Annotated in this window: 15 protein-coding genes; 13 read left to right on the plus strand and 2 right to left on the minus strand. The window is 39.6% G+C overall.

Annotated features, from left to right (window positions below):
• The first annotated feature begins 405 nt into the window (after positions 1–405).
• From O3607_RS04915 to O3607_RS04940, 6 genes are all read left to right on the plus strand, one after another.
• Positions 406–1143: a (Fe-S)-binding protein gene (locus tag O3607_RS04915; protein ID WP_105089837.1), complete on the plus strand. Its 738-nt coding sequence runs from the start codon at positions 406–408 to the stop codon at positions 1141–1143.
• A 12-nt stretch (positions 1144–1155) separates the two neighbouring features.
• A complete protein-coding gene (locus O3607_RS04920) occupies positions 1156–2601 on the plus strand; it encodes a LutB/LldF family L-lactate oxidation iron-sulfur protein (protein WP_105089836.1) in 1446 nt (481 codons plus the stop codon).
• Positions 2601–3329, plus strand: coding sequence for a lactate utilization protein C (locus O3607_RS04925; RefSeq protein WP_371443457.1), 729 nt, complete (start codon positions 2601–2603; stop codon positions 3327–3329). Before O3607_RS04920 ends, O3607_RS04925 begins: the two co-directional genes overlap by 1 nt.
• A 275-nt stretch (positions 3330–3604) precedes the next feature.
• Positions 3605–4996 carry a cation:dicarboxylate symporter family transporter gene (locus tag O3607_RS04930; protein ID WP_257846897.1) on the plus strand — a complete coding sequence of 464 codons (1392 nt, stop codon included), beginning with the start codon at positions 3605–3607 and terminating at the stop codon, positions 4994–4996.
• A 262-nt stretch (positions 4997–5258) separates the two neighbouring features.
• Positions 5259–6812 carry a nitrite/sulfite reductase gene (locus O3607_RS04935; protein WP_371443458.1) on the plus strand — a complete coding sequence of 518 codons (1554 nt, stop codon included), beginning with the start codon at positions 5259–5261 and terminating at the stop codon, positions 6810–6812.
• A gap of 678 nt (positions 6813–7490) precedes the next feature.
• Positions 7491–8306, plus strand: coding sequence for a nitroreductase family protein (locus O3607_RS04940; RefSeq protein ID WP_371443459.1), 816 nt, complete (start codon positions 7491–7493; stop codon positions 8304–8306).
• A gap of 121 nt (positions 8307–8427) precedes the next feature.
• On the opposite strand, the gene O3607_RS04945 is transcribed toward O3607_RS04940, so the two are convergent.
• Positions 8428–9246, minus strand: coding sequence for a MetQ/NlpA family ABC transporter substrate-binding protein (locus O3607_RS04945; protein ID WP_371443460.1), 819 nt, complete (start codon positions 9244–9246; stop codon positions 8428–8430).
• 253 nt (positions 9247–9499) lie between these two features.
• Between O3607_RS04945 and O3607_RS04950 the strand changes: the two genes are divergently transcribed.
• From O3607_RS04950 to O3607_RS04960, 3 genes are all read left to right on the plus strand, one after another.
• The gene (locus O3607_RS04950; protein WP_371443461.1) at positions 9500–10666 is read left to right on the plus strand and encodes an iron-containing alcohol dehydrogenase; all 1167 of its coding nucleotides are present in this window, start codon (positions 9500–9502) and stop codon (positions 10664–10666) included.
• Positions 10667–10919: 253 nt separating this feature from the next.
• Entirely contained in the window at positions 10920–11585 is a 666-nt protein-coding gene (locus tag O3607_RS04955) for an AzlC family ABC transporter permease (protein ID WP_371443493.1), read from the plus strand.
• On the plus strand, positions 11578–11916 hold the full coding sequence (locus O3607_RS04960; RefSeq protein WP_371443462.1) for a branched-chain amino acid transporter permease: 339 nt from the start codon (positions 11578–11580) through the stop codon (positions 11914–11916). The genes O3607_RS04955 and O3607_RS04960 overlap by 8 nt, the downstream gene beginning before the upstream one ends.
• A gap of 70 nt (positions 11917–11986) precedes the next feature.
• Here O3607_RS04960 and O3607_RS04965 read toward each other — a convergent pair whose 3' ends face one another.
• Positions 11987–12838 carry an aldo/keto reductase gene (locus O3607_RS04965; RefSeq protein ID WP_371443463.1) on the minus strand — a complete coding sequence of 284 codons (852 nt, stop codon included), beginning with the start codon at positions 12836–12838 and terminating at the stop codon, positions 11987–11989.
• Positions 12839–12931: 93 nt separating this feature from the next.
• On the opposite strand from O3607_RS04965, the gene O3607_RS04970 reads away from it, so the two are divergent.
• The 4 genes from O3607_RS04970 to O3607_RS04985 all read left to right on the plus strand — a co-directional run bounded on the left by O3607_RS04970 (position 12932) and on the right by O3607_RS04985 (position 17277).
• Positions 12932–14068, plus strand: a complete 1137-nt coding sequence (locus O3607_RS04970; RefSeq protein ID WP_371443464.1) for an efflux RND transporter periplasmic adaptor subunit — start codon at positions 12932–12934, stop codon at positions 14066–14068.
• Between the two features lie 52 nt (positions 14069–14120).
• Complete coding sequence (locus tag O3607_RS04975; protein WP_060924459.1) at positions 14121–15056, plus strand: DUF2156 domain-containing protein; 936 nt, start codon at positions 14121–14123, stop codon at positions 15054–15056.
• A gap of 156 nt (positions 15057–15212) precedes the next feature.
• On the plus strand, positions 15213–16406 hold the full coding sequence (gene eis / locus O3607_RS04980) for an enhanced intracellular survival protein Eis (RefSeq protein ID WP_060924458.1): 1194 nt from the start codon (positions 15213–15215) through the stop codon (positions 16404–16406).
• 1 nt (position 16407) lies between these two features.
• Entirely contained in the window at positions 16408–17277 is an 870-nt protein-coding gene (locus O3607_RS04985; protein WP_129823375.1) for an RluA family pseudouridine synthase, read from the plus strand.
• The last annotated feature ends 313 nt before the right edge of the window (positions 17278–17590 follow it).

Genomic DNA, 17590 nt, shown 5'->3' on the forward strand with positions numbered 1-17590 from the left:
AGCCTATTTATATAAATATTCAATGAATTATAGTTAAATAACGATATGAGAACCATTGAAAAATACAAAATGATAAACATTCCCAAAATCTAGAGTTTAAGGGGCTTTTACGAGAATAATTTATAAATAAGTAGGGATATGTGATAAAATACAATGTTTATTATTACAAAAAGTCATAACGATATAAGAAATAAAAGGGTACATACTAATATAGCAATTCTTTGGACATTTTCTATATGATTAATTTATAATTATATCGATAAAGCTTTTGAATATTTATTTGAAAGCATAAGTAATGTTTCGGGCAGAAAATTATTGAAAAACTTTCACTAGAATTCTTGCCATAACACATACATATCAAAATTTTTTATTAGGTTAAGTACTAGAAAAGACGAGGACGATAATATGAAAATTCATCTTTTCCAACAGTGTTTGATTGACATGTTCTACCCACATGTAGGCATGGCTGGTGTAGAAGTACTTGAAAGATTAGGTTGCGAGCTCGTAGTGCCTAAGAAACAAGTATGTTGTGGCCAAATGTTCACTAACTCTGGTTACAATGATGCAGCTATGGATGCCATTAAGAATACAATCGAATGCTTCGAGAACGCTGAATATGTAGTCAGCATGTCCGGCTCTTGCGCATTTGCAATCCGCGATGAATATCATCATTTTTTGAAAGATCAACCTGAGTGGTTGGCACGTGCAGAAAAATTGAGCGGCAAAATTTATGAGTTCACTCAATTCATTACTGACGTATTAGGTGTTGAAGATGTGGGCGCTCGTTTCAACGAATCCGTTACATATCATACATCTTGCCACGTAACTCGTTTGATGGGCATTAAAGAACCTCCATTCAAACTCCTTAGAAATGTTAAAGATATCAACTTGATTGAATTACCACGTGCAGACCGTTGCTGTGGTTTCGGCGGTACATTCTCCGTTAAGAACCCTGAAATTAGTGAAGTTATGACACGCGAAAAAGCCTTGGAAATCGCTGGCACAGGTGCTAACGTTATTTCTGGTTCTGACCAAGCGTGCTTGATGAACATCGCTGGTATGCTTGACCGTCTTCATAAAGAAGGCGAAATCGATCGCCGTATCAAAGTAATGCATATTGCTGAAATCTTAAACTGCCGTTAAGGAGGAGACGACATGGCACTTATATATGACAATCGCCCCTATAAAACACGTATAAAAGAATGTTTGGCTGACGATTTCAAAGTTGCAGCTATCAAAAAAGCACAAGACGTGTTTTATGATAAACGTAATACAGTAGTTGCGGACGTTCCTGAATGGTTAGATTTCCGCGCAGAAGCAGCTAAACTTCGTGATCACGTTCTTAACAATTTGGATTACTATGTAAACCAATTCGCTGAAAACGCAGAAAAAGCTGGTTCTAAAGTTCACTTTGCATTCGACGATAAAGAAGCGACTCAAATCGCTTTAGATATCCTTCGTGAACGCGAAGCTAAAATGATCGTTAAATCCAAAACTATCTTAACTGAAGAAATTGGTTTGAACGAAGTTCTTGAAGAAGCTGGTATCGAAGTAAACGAAACTGACTTGGCTGAATTCATTTTGCAAACAGCAGTGAGCCCACCATCTCATATCGTTGTACCAGGCCTTCACTTCGAACGTAACAAAATCCGCGAAATTTTCGCTGAAAAATTAGGTTACACTGGTACTGAAAACCCTACAGAAATGACTCACTTCGTACGTGGTTATGTACGTGAGCGCTTCTTGAAAGCTGACGTAGGTGTTAATGGTTGTAACTTTGCGGTAGCGGCATCCGGTACTTGTACTATCGTTTCCAACGAAGGTAACGGTCGTATGTCTAGCTCCATTCCTAAGACTCAATTGATCTTCTTAGGTACAGAACGTATCGTTCCTGACTTCAAAGCTCTTGACGTTATGATGGAAATGTTGAACCGCTCTGCAGTAGGTGCTAAAATTTCCAACTACTTCTCCATGATGACTGGCCCTGGTCGTGCTGGTGAAGCAGACGGTCCTGAAGAAACTCATATCATCATTATTGATAACGGTCGTTCCGGTATCTTAGGTGGTACATTCCAAGAAATGTTACGTTGTATCCGTTGTGGTGCATGTATGAATATTTGTCCTGTATACCGTCACATCTCTGGTCACGGTTATGGCTCCGTATATCCAGGTCCAATGGGTGCTGTATTGACACCATTGTTCAAAGGTTACGAAGTAGCAGGCGATCTTCCATATGCGTCTACATTGTGCGGTGCATGTACAGAAAACTGTCCAGTAGCTATTCCATTGCATGAATTATTGATGGAACACCGTCATATTATGGCTGACATCGAAAAAACTCGTCCAAAAGCAGAAGAAGCAATCTTTACTGCAGCAGCTAAGATGTTCGGTAACTCCACATTATTCGACCTTGGCACAAAAGCTGGCGCTATCGGTATGAACTTGATTAGTAATAAAGAAGGCAATATGCCTACATGGACTCAAGCTGTTCCAGTTATGAACGGCTGGACTAAATCCAAAGAAATGGGTACATTGAAGTTCAAAAAATTCCGTGACTTATATGCTGAACATGAAAAGAACAAGAAGAAGGAGAAAAAATAATGGATGAAGCTAAACGTAAACAATTTATTGCACGTTTATCTCGTGCATTAGGCCGTGATCAAGAAATGTGCCCTGCATTCGTAGAGGGTTTTGATTACAGCCATGGTCCTCAAGAAACTATGTTCAAAGATTTGAATAAAGATCAAATTTTGACAATGTTTAAGGAACAATGTCAACGTGTTGGTACAAAATTCGTTGAAACTACACCTGATAAATTAGGTGAAACAATTTTGGCAGCTATTGAAGACTGGGGTAACGGTAAAGTTGTATTCCCAAGTGTTCCAGAAGTAAAAGAATATAAATTAAAAGAATTATTCGAACAAGATGCAGCTAATAATGGCGGCACTCGTACATACTTCCAATGGGATCCAGCTAAAGGCCGTGAAGAATGTATCTCCAACACTGCTAATGCAGATATCGGTATTACATTCCCATACTGCGGTATTGCTGAAACTGCTACTGTAGTACAAGCGTCTGGTGAAGAATCTGGCCGTTCTATTAGCTTGTTGCCTACTACACATATCGCTGTATTGTACACTGATACAATCAATCCACGTATGACTCAAACAATGGAACATTTGGCTGAACGTTATCACAACGATCCATCTAAATTCCCTACAAATATCTGCTTGATTTCCGGTCCATCCCGTACAGCTGATATTGAGTTGGTTACTGTAGATGGTGCTCATGGTCCTATCCAAGTAACTTACGTTTTAGTTAACAGATAATCCTACAACTAGGTACTGTTATAACTAAATAAGCTTAAAGGTGATCTTCCTATGGAAGGTCACCTTTTTATATGCGTAACTTTCTATTATGATATAGAGTATCTTGAAAAGGTAGAGGTATCGCTACATCTATGGAGATTAACATATTTATAAAACTTGCAGAATCCGCATAGAAAAACTTATATAATTTGAATTATTTTACTTGTAAATTTTTCGATATATGATATACTGAGTTCATAACCTATTATTGTGATATGAATTAGAAGAGGTGTATTATGAATATTCCATTCTTTACAGATTACCTCATGCTAAGCAATCCATTAAGTATCGGTATTATCGTAGTGTTTGTACTTGCGTTAATCGGTATTTATGCTTTGCAACGCAAGGGCACATCCTTTGGTAATCTCGTTATTATTGGTACTATTGTTGGTGCCGTACTTGGTATTGCTATTCAAATTATTGCAGGCTTCCCAGATGATCCATCTAAAGTGGTTTACATCAAGGAAAGTACAAAGTGGTTCTCCCTTGTAGGGGGCGGCTTTATTGATTTGATCCGCATGCTTGTTATTCCTATCGTATTTATTTCCATTGTACATGTTATCTTGCACATGGAAGCAGGTGCAAATCTTAAGAAATTAGTGGTTGCCATGGTTTCTACAAATCTTGGCATGGTAGCTGTTGCTGCTATCGTTGGCCTTATCTTGGGTAATGCTTTCGGCTTAGGTCAAGGCTTTGATATCGTTGAATCTGGTAAAAAGATTCGTGAAATCAAACCAATGGTTGATACATTCCGTGCATTGATTCCAAGTAACCCAATTCAAGCTGCAGCTGAAACAAATGTTATCGGCATCGTAGTATTTGCAATCATCTTGGGCAGTGTTGCTCGCTTGTTGAAGAAAACAGGCACAAATAGTATGGAAATCTTTACAAAGCTATTTGATGAGCTTCACCAATTAATTTCTTGGGTTGCAGACTTCATTATTGGTCTTATGCCATACGGCGTAGTTGCATTATTGGCATCTACATTGGCAACACGTGGTTTGCAAGCTATCTTAGATATGGGCCTATTCGTAGTATTGCTTTACGTTGGCCTTTTAATTATGTTCGTTGTTCAAGCTATCTTGATTTCTAGCTTCGGTTACAACCCAATTACATACTTCAAAAAAGCAAAAGCTCCACTCTTGTTAGCTTTCACATCCCGTTCCTCTATGGGCGTATTGCCTTTAACTGTTGAAACATTGACAAAACGTCTTGGCGTAAATGCTACAACCGCAAATACAGTAGCATCCTTCGGTACTACTGCAGGCATGCAAGGTTGTGCCGGCGTGTTCCCAGCGCTTGTTGTTGTGTACATCTCTAACGTAGCGGGTATCCCATTTGATTTGACTATGTACATTATGAGCGTTATCGTTATCGCTATCGGTTCTGTTGGTATCGCTGGTGTTCCTGGTACAGCTACAATGGCTGCATCCGTATCCCTTAGTGGTACAGGTCTTGGGGCGTACTTCACATCCATCAGCCCAATCCTTGCTATCGATCCATTGATCGACATGGGCCGTACATGCTTGAACGTATCTGGTTCTTTAACAAATGCTCTCGTAGTAGATAAAATTATGGGGACTATTGATAAAGATGCCTATAACAATCCTAATGAAGGTCGAGTTTAATAGGTAGAGTTAGGATTATCTCAACACAATAGAATTTAATAACAATGAAAGAACAGCCTTTGGGCTGTTCTTTTTTTGTACGATTAGGATTTTCCATAGCTTTAATTAAAAGTGATTATTATTACAGATTGTAAAGCATATTATTTGTAATTGATATTAAAATTGTGAGCTTGGCTACTAACATACATATGCATATATGGTATACTTACCATTACAAAGTTTTGTATTATGCTTAATAAATATAAGCCAAGAGGGTAATAATATGATTACACAAGAATTGAAAGATCGATTAATTGCAGATTATCCAAAGTTTGAAGATATGACGCACAAATTCTATAAGAAAGAAATGTCTATTGCAGACTATAAAGGCCAATCTGGTGCTTATGGTAGTTACGCTGAGCGAGGTGCTAATTCCGGTATGAGCCGTTGGCGCTTCAATGGAGGACGCATGACTCGTCAGCACATGCAGTTCTTAGCGGACTCCATTCGCAAATATAATTTACAACATGTACATTTCACTACCGGTCAATGTTTGCAAATGCATGGTCTTGATGGTGATACAATTTTAAACCTCTATAAAGAATGCTATGATCATGGTATCTATAATCGCGGTGCTGGTGGGGACAATCCAAATGTAGTGGCGAGTATTTTACGCGGTATTGATCCTCGTGAAACATTAGATATTACACCGTATGCAACGGCTATTAGCGAGTTCCTTCTAGAGCAAATGTTCTATATCAAAATTCCCCGCAAGTTTAAAATGGGCATCGACAATGGCTTTGATAGCACGCCTCATGCTACATTCAAAGACCTTGGTTTCAATTTAACGAAACATAATACCTTTGATGTATACGCTTGTGGTGGTATTGGCCCCAATCCTCGCATTGGTATTCCAGTGGCACATGATGTACAACCTGAAGATGTGTTGTACTATGTGAAAGCTATGCTTATGGTCTTTGCTAACCATGGTAATTTCAAAAACCGCGGTAAGGCTCGTACCCGCTACATGCCTGCGGAAATGGGTGGGGCTGAAGCTTTCATCAAAACCTATGAAGAAACATTAGCAATGGTGAAAGAAGTAGAGAAATTAACCATTAATCCAGCCGACTATGCCTATGAAATTACAAAAACTGGTAAGCGTGATGATTCCGTGGAAAATGATCGTATTCACCGTCAAAAACAAGAAGGTTTATACTACGTAGAATACCATCCGGCAGGTGGCGATGCTAATGTAGAACACCTATTGGCTGCTCTTGATTATGCTGTAACACTTGATCAAGTAGAAGCGCGTATTGCGCCAGACCAAGCATTGTTCTTCATCAACCTTACTGCTGATGAGGCTCGTAAAATCGCAGAGTTAACAGACGATAGTGCGGAAAATGATTTCCGTCGTTCCGTATCCTGCGTAGGCTCCACAGTATGTCAAATTGGTATGCAAGACTCCAATGGCCTATTGAAAGATATCTTCGGACACCTTGAAGAAAAAGGTGTAGATATAAGTAAACTCCCTCGTTTACACATTTCGGGCTGTCCACACTCCTGTGGTACACACCAAATCGGTGAAATTGGTTTCCACGGAGCTGTAAAATTAGTAGACAAGAAACCTACCGTAGCCTTTATCCTCGTAGACGGTGGTTCCGAACACATGGGCTCCGAAAACTTCGGTAAAATGGCAGGTAATATTGTAGCCACAAAAATCCCAGAATTCTTAGAAGCCTTGGCTAACATTCTTAATGAATCTCCAGAACCAGACTTTGGGACCTGGAGAATGACACACAAAGCGGAATACATGGAACTTATAAAAGCATTTGAGTAAATGCGTTCTCCGCTTGTGATGGGGCCCACCATATAAGCTGTAGTTAAGTCACTTGCTATGGGGCCCCGTTTCATTACGACAACTCAATTAAAAATAAAACTAGGTATTCCTTTGCTCCGTCCTTCGTAAAGTCGCTGCAGAAATACCTAGTTTTATTTTTATAACACCTGCTGTTAACTAGTCCCATAGCAAGCGACTAATCTCCTTCTGTATATTGATGCCCCCCATCACAAGCTACATCTGACATTTACTCAATCTGCTTTTTGTGGAGCGAGAGAAAGAACGCTAAGTAGTTTTGACTAAATTAGGCTTAAAACTAACCTGTGGACTAGCCTCAGGCTAGTTTCTCCCAAATGGAGGGCATGGCACCACTACTATAAAGCTTTTTTATAGGAATTAATCAGGTTATCTAGGGCTTACGTATTTAACGGTCGATATACCTATTTTGATGGGACGCCTTTATAAATATAGTTATAAAAAAGTACGAATATACTTGTGCAGCGACTTTGCGAAGGACGGAGCAAGCAAGTATATTGGTACTTTTTTTACTAGGTTGTCGAAATGTAATGGGGCCCCATCAAAATAGGTTGCTGATTTTCAAAAGAGTACGTCGCCTAGATAACCCTCGATTAATTGTGTTATAATAAATTTTATAGTAGTTTTTGGAGGATTTATCAGATGTTATTTACCGTCAATACAGAAGTCTGTACACGATGCGGCCTTTGCGTAGCTGACTGTCCGACAGGCTTGCTAGTGATGTCCGAAAATGGACCTGTAACTGGCAAAGGAGGTTGTATCTCCTGTGGGCATTGTATTTCTGTATGCCCTACACTTGCTCTTGATAGTGATATGACACCACGTAAAGAGCAAATTGATATCACAAAAGAACAAAAATTAACACCAGAGCAAGCTGAGTTATTCTTACGCAGCCGTCGCTCTATTCGTAATTATCAAAATAAACCAGTTCCTGCTGAGCTTATTCGCAAGGTATTAAACGTTGCGAGAATGGCTCCAACAGCGACAAATACACAAGGTATTTCCTATATTGTTGTTCGGGATAAACAAAAGCTGCGCCGCATTGCAGATCTTGTTCTTGAGTGGATGCATTTAGCTGCAAAAACTGTGCCCATTATGCGTCTTTATGCTCGTGCAGCACAAGCTGAAGTGGATAAAGGTAAGGAATATATCTTGCGCGATGCGCCTGCGTTAGTAGTGGCTATCGGTTCTAAAAAGGATATTCATCGTACTCACGATAGTGGTCATTCTTGCTTGTCTTATGCAGAGTTGTATGCACCAACATTAGGATTAGGTACTTGTTGGGCAGGCTTCTTTGAACATGCTGGGGAAGCAGAATACGAACCGTTGTTGGAGCTTTTAGGTGTACCTGAGGATAAAATCATTGCTGGTGGTATCTTGATGGGCTATCCAAAGGTTCGTTACCGCAATATTGTGGAACGCCAACCATTGGACGTTACATTCGACACTGAAGAATAAACGTGATTGATACTAAAGAATAAAATAAAAGCGATACTCTAAAAAAAGTTAGGGTATCGCTTTTTGGCATTATAAATAAAAGAACCGGCCTCTAATTTGATAGAGGTCGGTTCTTGTTTATTTAGTTTGCAGAGGTAATGCTACCTTTGAAAGTATCGCTGATGAATTGTTTGATTGCATCAGATTTGTAAATGTCTGCAATTTTTTTGTAAGTTTCATTGTCTTTGTCTTCACTACGTACCGCAAGTACGATGACTGTTAGTGGTTCATCTTTTGATTCGAAGAAGAAGCCTTGTTTTTCTACACTAAGGCCAGCACTTTGTACATAATTCATTGGAATAACAGCAATTGTTACATCATCTAGACTACGAGGTAATTGAGCTGCTTCTAATTCTTGAATCTTTATATTTTTCGGGTTAGATGTGATATCTGCAACAGTTGCTTTGAAGCCGACACCATCTTTTAACGTAATTAATCCAGCTTTAGCTAATAATACTAATGCACGACCACCATTAGTAGGGTCATTTGGAATAGAAACCGTAGCGCCTTCAGGTACATCTTGTACGCTATGTACACTATTACTATATAATCCCATACGCACTAAAAGGGTTTTACCGATTGCTACTAAGTTGGAACCATTTTGTTTGTTAAAGTTTTCCATAAATGGCACGTGTTGGTACGCATTCAATTGAATGTCGCCATCAGCGAGGGCTTTATCTGGTGTTACATAATCGGAGAACTCTACAACTTTAAGGTCGATACCTTGTTTTTTAGCCTCTTTTGCAACGGCTTCAGCAACTTGAGCATGAGGACCAGCAGTAGCACCGATTTTAATTTCCTTTGGTGCCTGACTAGATTGATTTGTATCTGTGCCACAGCCTGCGATGGCGAATGCTAAAACGCCAACGAGAAGAGGGGCAATAAATTTTTTTAATTTCATGTGAACATCCCTTTCTATATACATATAATGGATATATCCTATCATGTAAATGGGGTTTTGTACATAGATAAAAATATAGGGGTTGGCTATAGATTTAAACTATGGCTTTTACGATGATTGTAAAGTAGAGTTATTAAGTAATCGAAAGTAGCGTTATCTAGATATATCTAAAAAAATCGAAATATGATATAATAAAGATAAGTTTTATACAATTAAAATGGTGGAATACGAACATAATACTTAGGAGGTCTTTATGTTTAACTTTGATTTTTATAACCCTACACATATCGTATTTGGTAAAGATCGTTTAGGTGAATTAGATACATTGGTTCCAAAGGATGCAAAGGTGCTTATTACCTATGGTGGTGGCTCTGCAGTGCGCAGTGGTCTTATTGACCGCATTGTGAAAGCCCTTGGTAACCGCAAGGTAGAGCAATTCGGCGGTATTGAGCCAAACCCATCTCTTGAAACGTGTGAACGTGCGGTAGCTTTCATTAAAGAACATGGCGTAGATTTCGTTCTCGCTGTAGGCGGCGGTTCTGTAGTGGACGCTACAAAACTTATCGTTATGGGTGCTACTTATGATGGTCCTGTCATTGAAGTTATGAAAGCTGGTGTACCAGAGGTTCCAGTGGAAATGGTGCCAAATCCATTACCATTTGGTACAGTTATGACACTTCCTGCCACAGGTTCCGAAATGAACAATGGTGCCGTTATTACTTATGATGACGGTAAATTCCCAGTATTCAGTAGCTTAGTATTCCCTAAGTTCTCCATGCTCGATCCAACATTAACTTTCACATTGCCTGAAAAACAAGTTAAGAATGGTGTTATTGATACATTCGTGCATACCACAGAGCAATATTTAACATACCCTGTAGAAGGCCGTATTCAAGATCGTTTCAGTGAAGGTATCTTGAAAACTATGATTGAAATCGGTAAAGAAACGGTAGAAAATCCAGAAAACTACGATATTCGTGCTAACCATGTGTGGGCTTCTACCTTGGCATTAAACGGCTTGATTGGTGCCGGCGTGCCACAAGACTGGGCAACACATCTTATCGGTCATGAGTTAACTGCGGCGTACCATCTTGACCATGGGATTACATTAGCTATCGTATTGCCTGCATTGTTAGAAGTGAAAAAAGCAGATAAGCTTGAAAAATTGGCACAATATGCTACACGTGTATGGCATATTACAGAAGGTACAACAGAAGAAAAAGCAGATAAGGCTATCGCTAAAACGCGTGAATTCTTCGAGTCCCTTGGTGTATCTACGCATTTGAAAGACTATGGTCTAGGCGAAGAAGCAATTGATAAAATTGTGAAACAATTAGAAGATCATGGTATGACAAGACTTGGTGAAAAAGGCGATGTAACACCAGAAGTAGCTCATGAAATTTTAACGCGCGCTTTATAATACATTTGGTTAAAGCCATCAAAATTTGACACTAATTATATACAATGTATAATATAATAGCTTATATAAAAGACACCATATGGTGTCTTTTATTATTATTCAAATTAGTTTCATCGTCTAGAAGAGGACTAAGATTAGTTTTGACTATCGTTTAGACTATCGTTTACATAATATATAATGTATGATTTCGAAAGGAGAAAATCCTTTGAGTGACATAAAGCATCGAAGTGCCTTTTCTTTTGCGCTTCCTATTATGATTCCTATGGGGCTCAGCTTCTTCTTCCTTGGATTAGGGTTTGGCTTGTATGCTACCAGTCAGGGATTACATTGGTGGACCGCCCCTGTTTTGGCTAGTACAATTTTTGCAGGCTCTATGGAGTTCGTAACTATTGGGCTGCTGATGGCAGGCTTTGATCCTGTAAATGCTTTCATGCTGACCTTGTTTGTTAATGGGCGCCATTTTTTCTATGGTTTATCTGCATTACAGAGATATGTGAATATGGGGTGGAAATGGTTTCCTACCGTTGCCTGGATGTGTGACGAAAGCTTTGCAATTAATGTATCTACGAAGTTGCCCGATGATGTAGACGAAAAATGGTTCTACTTCCATGTATCGTGGCTTAATTATACCTTTTGGGTGGTGAGCACTTTTATAGGGGGCTTGTTCGGCGATTTATTAGCATCTGTAGATTTGCGTGGTATTGGCTTTGTGCTACCTGGATTATTTATTGTTATATTCCTTGAAATGTTATTTAATGCTAAAAGTAATAATATTCGAGGCTTTGGTGCTGTTGGAGCCGTTGTAGCCCTAGCTATGCTTCTGTTGACGGGAAAATCCTTATTTATGCTTGCCTCTATGGTGTGTATGCTCATAGTATGTTATATAGCGTATAAGTGGGGAGGTGTACATCTTGACTAGTTTTGAAATGGTTATGACCGTTGCTATTGTCGTAGCAGCTACATTACTTACACGTTTCTCCGCTTTTCTTATTTTCCCACCTGATAAAAAGGCACCAGATTTTGTACAGTATTTAGGTAAGGCATTGCCTGCAGCTGTTATGGGTATGCTTGTTGTATATACCTTTAAAGATACAATTGTGCTTTCTTATCCTTATGGCATTCCAGAACTTATTGCTTTATTAGTAACCGTTGGCATGCACCTATGGAAGCGAAATATGTTCATGTCTATTGGGGCAGGTACTGTAGTGTATATGATACTTATACAAGCCGTCTTTAATGTGCCTAAATAAATTGCAATAAAATAAACCACTTATATCTAACCTTTTGGGGCAGAAGTATAAGTGGTTTTCTTTTTATATTCTATTTTAGTTGTAATAATCTTTCTAGACCTGGTGCCGTGTGGTGATCTTCCAAGAAGTCTTGTTGATCTAATAACTCCATAACGTCCATGTCGATGTTAGTAAGCTTGAAGTCGAATACATCAAAGTTAGCTTCCATGTGGCTTACATTATTTGCCTTTGGCAATGGAATGATGCCGCGTTGGATGTGCCAACGTAAGATGATTTGATGTTTACTAACACCGTACTTTTCAGCCAAGCTCTTGATGATAGGGTGGTCAAATACAGGTTGGCGATCACGAGTAAATGGAGACCACGCCATACCTACTACTTGATGTTTACGCATTAATTGTAATAAGGACTGACGTTGGTTAAACGGGTGGCACTCGATTTGGTTCACCACAGGTTTTACATTACAGTGGTATAGCAAGTCGATGAGTCGATCTTCGTAGAAGTTAGAGAGACCTAGACCACGCAATACATTTTGGTCGTATAACTCCTCCATAGCGCGCCAAGAACCATAGTAGTCGCCAAGGGGTTGATGTACGAGCATGATGTCGATATAATTAGTCTCTAATTTCTTTAGAGAGCTTTCAACAGCGCGCATTGTATTATCATAGCCTGCATCGGTATGCCAAATTTTTGTAGTAATAATGATATCTGTACGGTTAACGCCAGATGCTTTGATACCTCTACCAACGGCCTCTTCGTTGCCGTAGTAAGCGGCTGTATCGAGCAAGCGGTAACCTACGCCAAGTGCATTAGCAACGGCTTGCTCTGTTTCTCCTTCGGTGCCTGTTTTATAAGTACCATAACCGATAGAGGGAATAAAGCTACCGTTATTTAATATTCTAAAGTCCATCCGTTCTTCCATAAGAACCTCCGTTATATCCATAAATTAAAGGAATTAGCTTTCATACAATTCTAATTGATTTTATGATATACTAAGGTATTGATAAAAATCAATATGACAGGAAGTGACAGAATGAAATTAAAACGAATTTATTCTGTAGTTGCTATGCTTGGTGTTGTGATGATGGCCTTGGCCATTGCTGGTTGCGGTACGAAAACTGTATCCGTTGCTGATGTAACATACAAGGATATGCCGCTACAGATCCATAATGATGCCAATGTAACAGCCCTTAACAAGGCGACGGTAACACCGACGTTGACAGGGCAGGTCGCGTATGCTGTAAAAGTAGGCGACCAAGTACAACAAGGTCAAACTTTGGCCACTGTAGATACATCGGCTTTACAGCAACAGCTAGCATCCTTACAAGGTCAGTTAGCACAAGCGCAAGCTCAGTCCTATGCGACATCCGTTACAACTACGACGGCAGCATCTGTAGATAGTGGTCAATTAGCACAAGCTCAAAAGATGCGTGAAGCGGGTATGATTACTCAAAAAGAATATGATCGCATTGTAGAGCGGTCTCAACCACAAACTACGACAGTAACAACTGGCGGTGGCGGCGGTGGCGCCAATACGGCGGCTATTGAGGCTCAAATTGCTCAAGTATCTGCACAAATGGCAGCATCTACAATCGTAGCGCCTATAGCTGGTACAGTGACTGCTATTTACAATGAAGATCGTCAAATGGCCATTGCAGATCGTCCGTTCATGATGATTCAACAATCTACACCGATGGTAGCTTCTCTTAGCATCCCTCGTGATGCGGCGATGAAATTGGGGACACCAGATGCTAAAAAGGGTATTAAGGTACTCCTCAAGGTAGGTGACCAAGAATTACCAGGTGAATTGACCTATGTAGATGTGACTCAGCCAGAAAATGTGCCAAGCGTTCTTGTGAAAGCTACTTTCAACAATGACAAAGGCCTTATCAAGGCTGGCGAGTTCTATACGCTCATCATCGAGTCAGATATAAAAGCGAAGATGCTCACTGTACCAAGCAAAGCGGTTCGCGAAAACCAAGACGGCAAATACGTATATGTATTGACTGAAAATAATACGGTTGACGTACGTGTCGTTGAGGTCGGTATGACAGAAGACGATAATGTAGCAATTATTTCAGGCCTAAACGAAGGTGATAAGGTAATTACAACCGACGGAAACTTTGAATTAGGCGAATCTGTTAAATTATAATGAACGACCATGTGGTGATAGGTACCCATGGTAAATACCTCGACCGAGGAATTTGATAGGAGGGATTATTATTTTAGAATTTAAACGTTTTGAACTAAGAGACAAACCATTAATCGACAAATATTTTGAACAACATCATTATGAAGCATCTGATAATTGCTTTACTACATTATTTATGTGGCAAGATGCGTATGGTATTCGTTGGGCTGAGGAAAACGGTGTATTGTACATCCAAGGTGGCGGTAAACGTGAACCATTCCTATTGCCTCCGTTTGCCGGTAAAGATGCAAAGTTCCTTGATGGTTTGTTACGCGCTAAAGAATGGTTTGTAGAAAATAATTTGCCATTCCTTTTCAAAGGTGTTAGCAAAGTTGTAAAAGAGCGTATGGAAGAGTTATGTCCTGGTCGTTATGAATTTACACCTGACCGCGACAACTACGAATACATTTACAAATCTGAAGATCTTATCAACTTATCTGGTAAAAAGTTCCGTCAAAAGAAAAACCATTTGAACCAATTCCGTATGCAATATTCTAATTATGAATATATGCCAATCACTGAAGATATCATTCCATTGTGCCGCGAAACAGCAGCATCTTGGGTAGAAACTCATCATGAAGAAGGTATTGAAGATGAATTGGTTGCTATCAACTTATTATTTGATAATTGGGAGACACTAGGGCTTAAAGGTGGCGCCATCAAATTGTTTGGCCGCGTTGAAGCTTTCAGTATCGGTGAATTATTGAATGATAAAATGGCGTTGATTCACATTGAAAAAGCAAATCCAGATATCCGTGGTTTGTATCAAGCAATCAATAATGAATTCATTCGTCATGAATTTAGCGAAGTAGAATTCATCAACCGTGAAGAAGACATGGGCTTGCCTGGTCTTCGCCAAGCAAAAGAATCTTACAATCCAGATCATTTTGCTGAAAAATATGACGCAGTATATGCTAATGAAGCAGATAATGCAACAGGCGGTAAATAAAAATCTGAGCTATGAAGTCGATGCGCTTCATAGCTCATTTTTGTTATAATAGAGGTGTTAGCCTATCTATTTGATTGTATATGTTGTATTATCATGGCGATACGATACGATGCAACAAATAGAAAGTGGTTTTTATACTATAACGAGGATAGACTTATGGAATATAGAATTGCAACAGCTCAAGATACGCCACATGTGGAAAATCTATGGGCGTACTGCTTTGAACCAAAGGAAGATCCATTCTTCCAATATTACTTTACAAATTGCTATGAACCAGAAAATACAATGGTTGGTCTTGAACAAGATCAATTATTGAGTACCGTTCATTTGCGTCAATATAATATCAATGTTCGTGGTGCTGTATTGCCTACAAGCTATATGGTTGGCGTAGCCACACATCCAGCGGCTCGTCGTGGTGGCGTAGGTGGTGCGTTGTTAAAGGCTTCTCTTGAAGAACTTCGCAACCGAGGTCAAGCATTGACGATTTTGATGCCTTCCAAGGCTGCATTCTACCAACAATATGGTTGGGAACTCTATGCTCATCAATGGGTGAACGCTATGTCTCTTGAGGATTTGCGCCCTATGACTGATAAATCCTTGAGCTTTGGTTTACTTAATAGCGTTGACCAATGGACATTGCTTGATCCTGTATATAAAACATATACAGCCCGTCTTTCTGGTTATGCAGAGCGCGGTGAAAAGGAATGGAAACGCTTGCTCGGCAGCTTCTTTGCGGAAGGCGTGAATATCGCTGTAGTGCGCAATGATGAAGGAAGTATTGAAGGCTATGCGGTATATCGCTTAGGTCAACCTGAAATTCCTGTTTCTGAATTAGTTTATACTACACGTCGTGCCCAACGAGCATTGTTGAACTACTTCTATAATCACCGTTCTCAAGGCACTACTATTCGTTGGAATGAGGGCCTTCACGATACATACTATCGCTTCTATCCAGATGGTAAAAGCGGACATTCCACAATGCCGTACATGATGAGCCGTATTGTGGATGTGAAAGCTGCTTTCGAATCCATTCCTGTAAACCCAGAGGCTTTGATGATGCCTATTACAATGACCTTTGGTGTGAAAGATAGCCTTTGTGAGTGGAATGAAGGGTGCTATGAAGTCCAATATGGCGGCGCATTGACACCAACTGTTAAAAAGGTGTCTGACACATTAGATGGGGACGTAGATATTACTGTTGAAGTCGGTGCTTTGAGCCAACTCTTAATGGGCACATTAACCGCTCGTGATCTTGCGTTTGAAGGTAAACTTTCAGCTAATGAGGAATGGCTAGAATTCTTCGATATTCTCTATCCTGAACAAAAAACATATATTAACGAATGGTGGTAATATGAGCTGGAAAACGTATACAGTGAAAGAACCAACAGAATTGACGGTCTCTAAATATGTAAAGGAACGCTTTTCATTATCCTCTCGAGATATTCAAATGATGTTCCGTAAGAAACGGGTGAAAGTAAATAGCCGTGTAGCCCATTCCCAGCGCTCCCTCAAAAAGGGTGATGTATTAACTTTGGAATTACCACAGGATAAGGACTATGGCGTCGATGTAGAAAAAGGTCCTATTACAGTTCTCTACGAAGATGCTCATACCTTGGTGGTTGATAAAGCTCCATTCATGCTTGTTCATCCAGCGGGACAAACTAAATCTGGTACATTGAGTAACTATGTGGCTGGGTATTATGCGAAAAAAGGTGTAGTTCACAAGGTGCGCCCTGTACATCGTCTTGACCGAGACACATCTGGTTGTATTCTCTTTGGTAAAACAAAGGAAGCTCAGCAATATTACACTGATGAATTACAAGCTGGTCGTATCGACCGTATCTACACAGGCTTAGTAGAAGGCTGTATTAACGAAGATGGCGTAGTTGATGAACCTATTGGTATTGACCCAGTATTTGATAATCGCCGTGTCATCGATGAATTTGGTCAACCGGCTCAAACGGAATATACCGTTCTTGGTCACGAAGGTGAACATACGCTATTGAAGTTTAAATTATTAACCGGTAGAACACATCAAATCCGCGTGCACATGGAACACATCGGACATCCTATCGTTGGCGACGCCATGTATGGGGCACGTAATAAACCCTATACACGTCAATGCTTACATGCGTCAGAACTCACCTTTGTACCCTATGGTAAGGACGAGCCTATAACGGTAAACTGTGAAGTAGGGGATGACTTTGGACATGAAAAGTAATAATTGCTTTTCTAATTTTCATCAATTATAATTTATATGATGATGTGGTCATAGAGCATGCCACGTAAAATAAAGAAAGCTCAATCGTTAGATGTGGTCACAGAGCGTACCACGTAAAACAAAAAAAGCTCAATTGATGATTGTGTATTCGTGTATACAAAAAACAATAGTGATAAAAACGCATAGTCTATGACTTATAGTCATAGACTATGTTTTTTTTATATTTTCAATTCACAGTGGACAGGAGTATACTATGTATAGACAAAAATTCTATAGAATTTAAAACTTAGATGAGGTTATGGACGGTCACAGC

The organism is Veillonella sp. 20925_1_51 (assembly GCF_041431445.1).
In the GTDB taxonomy this organism is placed as follows: Bacteria; Bacillota; Negativicutes; order Veillonellales; family Veillonellaceae; genus Veillonella; species Veillonella nakazawae.

Excerpts from the sequence above, each read along its gene's own strand:
- O3607_RS04915 (WP_105089837.1), top strand. The coding sequence starts at position 406 with ATGAAAATTCATCTTTTCCAACAGTGTTTGATTGACATGTTCTACCCA.
- O3607_RS04920 (WP_105089836.1), top strand. The coding sequence starts at position 1,156 with ATGGCACTTATATATGACAATCGCCCCTATAAAACACGTATAAAAGAA.
- O3607_RS04925 (WP_371443457.1), top strand. The coding sequence starts at position 2,601 with ATGGATGAAGCTAAACGTAAACAATTTATTGCACGTTTATCTCGTGCA.
- O3607_RS04930 (WP_257846897.1), top strand. The coding sequence starts at position 3,605 with ATGAATATTCCATTCTTTACAGATTACCTCATGCTAAGCAATCCATTA.
- O3607_RS04935 (WP_371443458.1), top strand. The coding sequence starts at position 5,259 with ATGATTACACAAGAATTGAAAGATCGATTAATTGCAGATTATCCAAAG.
- O3607_RS04940 (WP_371443459.1), top strand. The coding sequence starts at position 7,491 with ATGTTATTTACCGTCAATACAGAAGTCTGTACACGATGCGGCCTTTGC.
- O3607_RS04945 (WP_371443460.1), bottom strand. The coding sequence starts at position 9,246 with ATGAAATTAAAAAAATTTATTGCCCCTCTTCTCGTTGGCGTTTTAGCA.
- O3607_RS04950 (WP_371443461.1), top strand. The coding sequence starts at position 9,500 with ATGTTTAACTTTGATTTTTATAACCCTACACATATCGTATTTGGTAAA.
- O3607_RS04955 (WP_371443493.1), top strand. The coding sequence starts at position 10,920 with ATGATTCCTATGGGGCTCAGCTTCTTCTTCCTTGGATTAGGGTTTGGC.
- O3607_RS04965 (WP_371443463.1), bottom strand. The coding sequence starts at position 12,838 with ATGGAAGAACGGATGGACTTTAGAATATTAAATAACGGTAGCTTTATT.
- O3607_RS04970 (WP_371443464.1), top strand. The coding sequence starts at position 12,932 with ATGACAGGAAGTGACAGAATGAAATTAAAACGAATTTATTCTGTAGTT.
- eis (WP_060924458.1), top strand. The coding sequence starts at position 15,213 with ATGGAATATAGAATTGCAACAGCTCAAGATACGCCACATGTGGAAAAT.
- O3607_RS04985 (WP_129823375.1), top strand. The coding sequence starts at position 16,408 with ATGAGCTGGAAAACGTATACAGTGAAAGAACCAACAGAATTGACGGTC.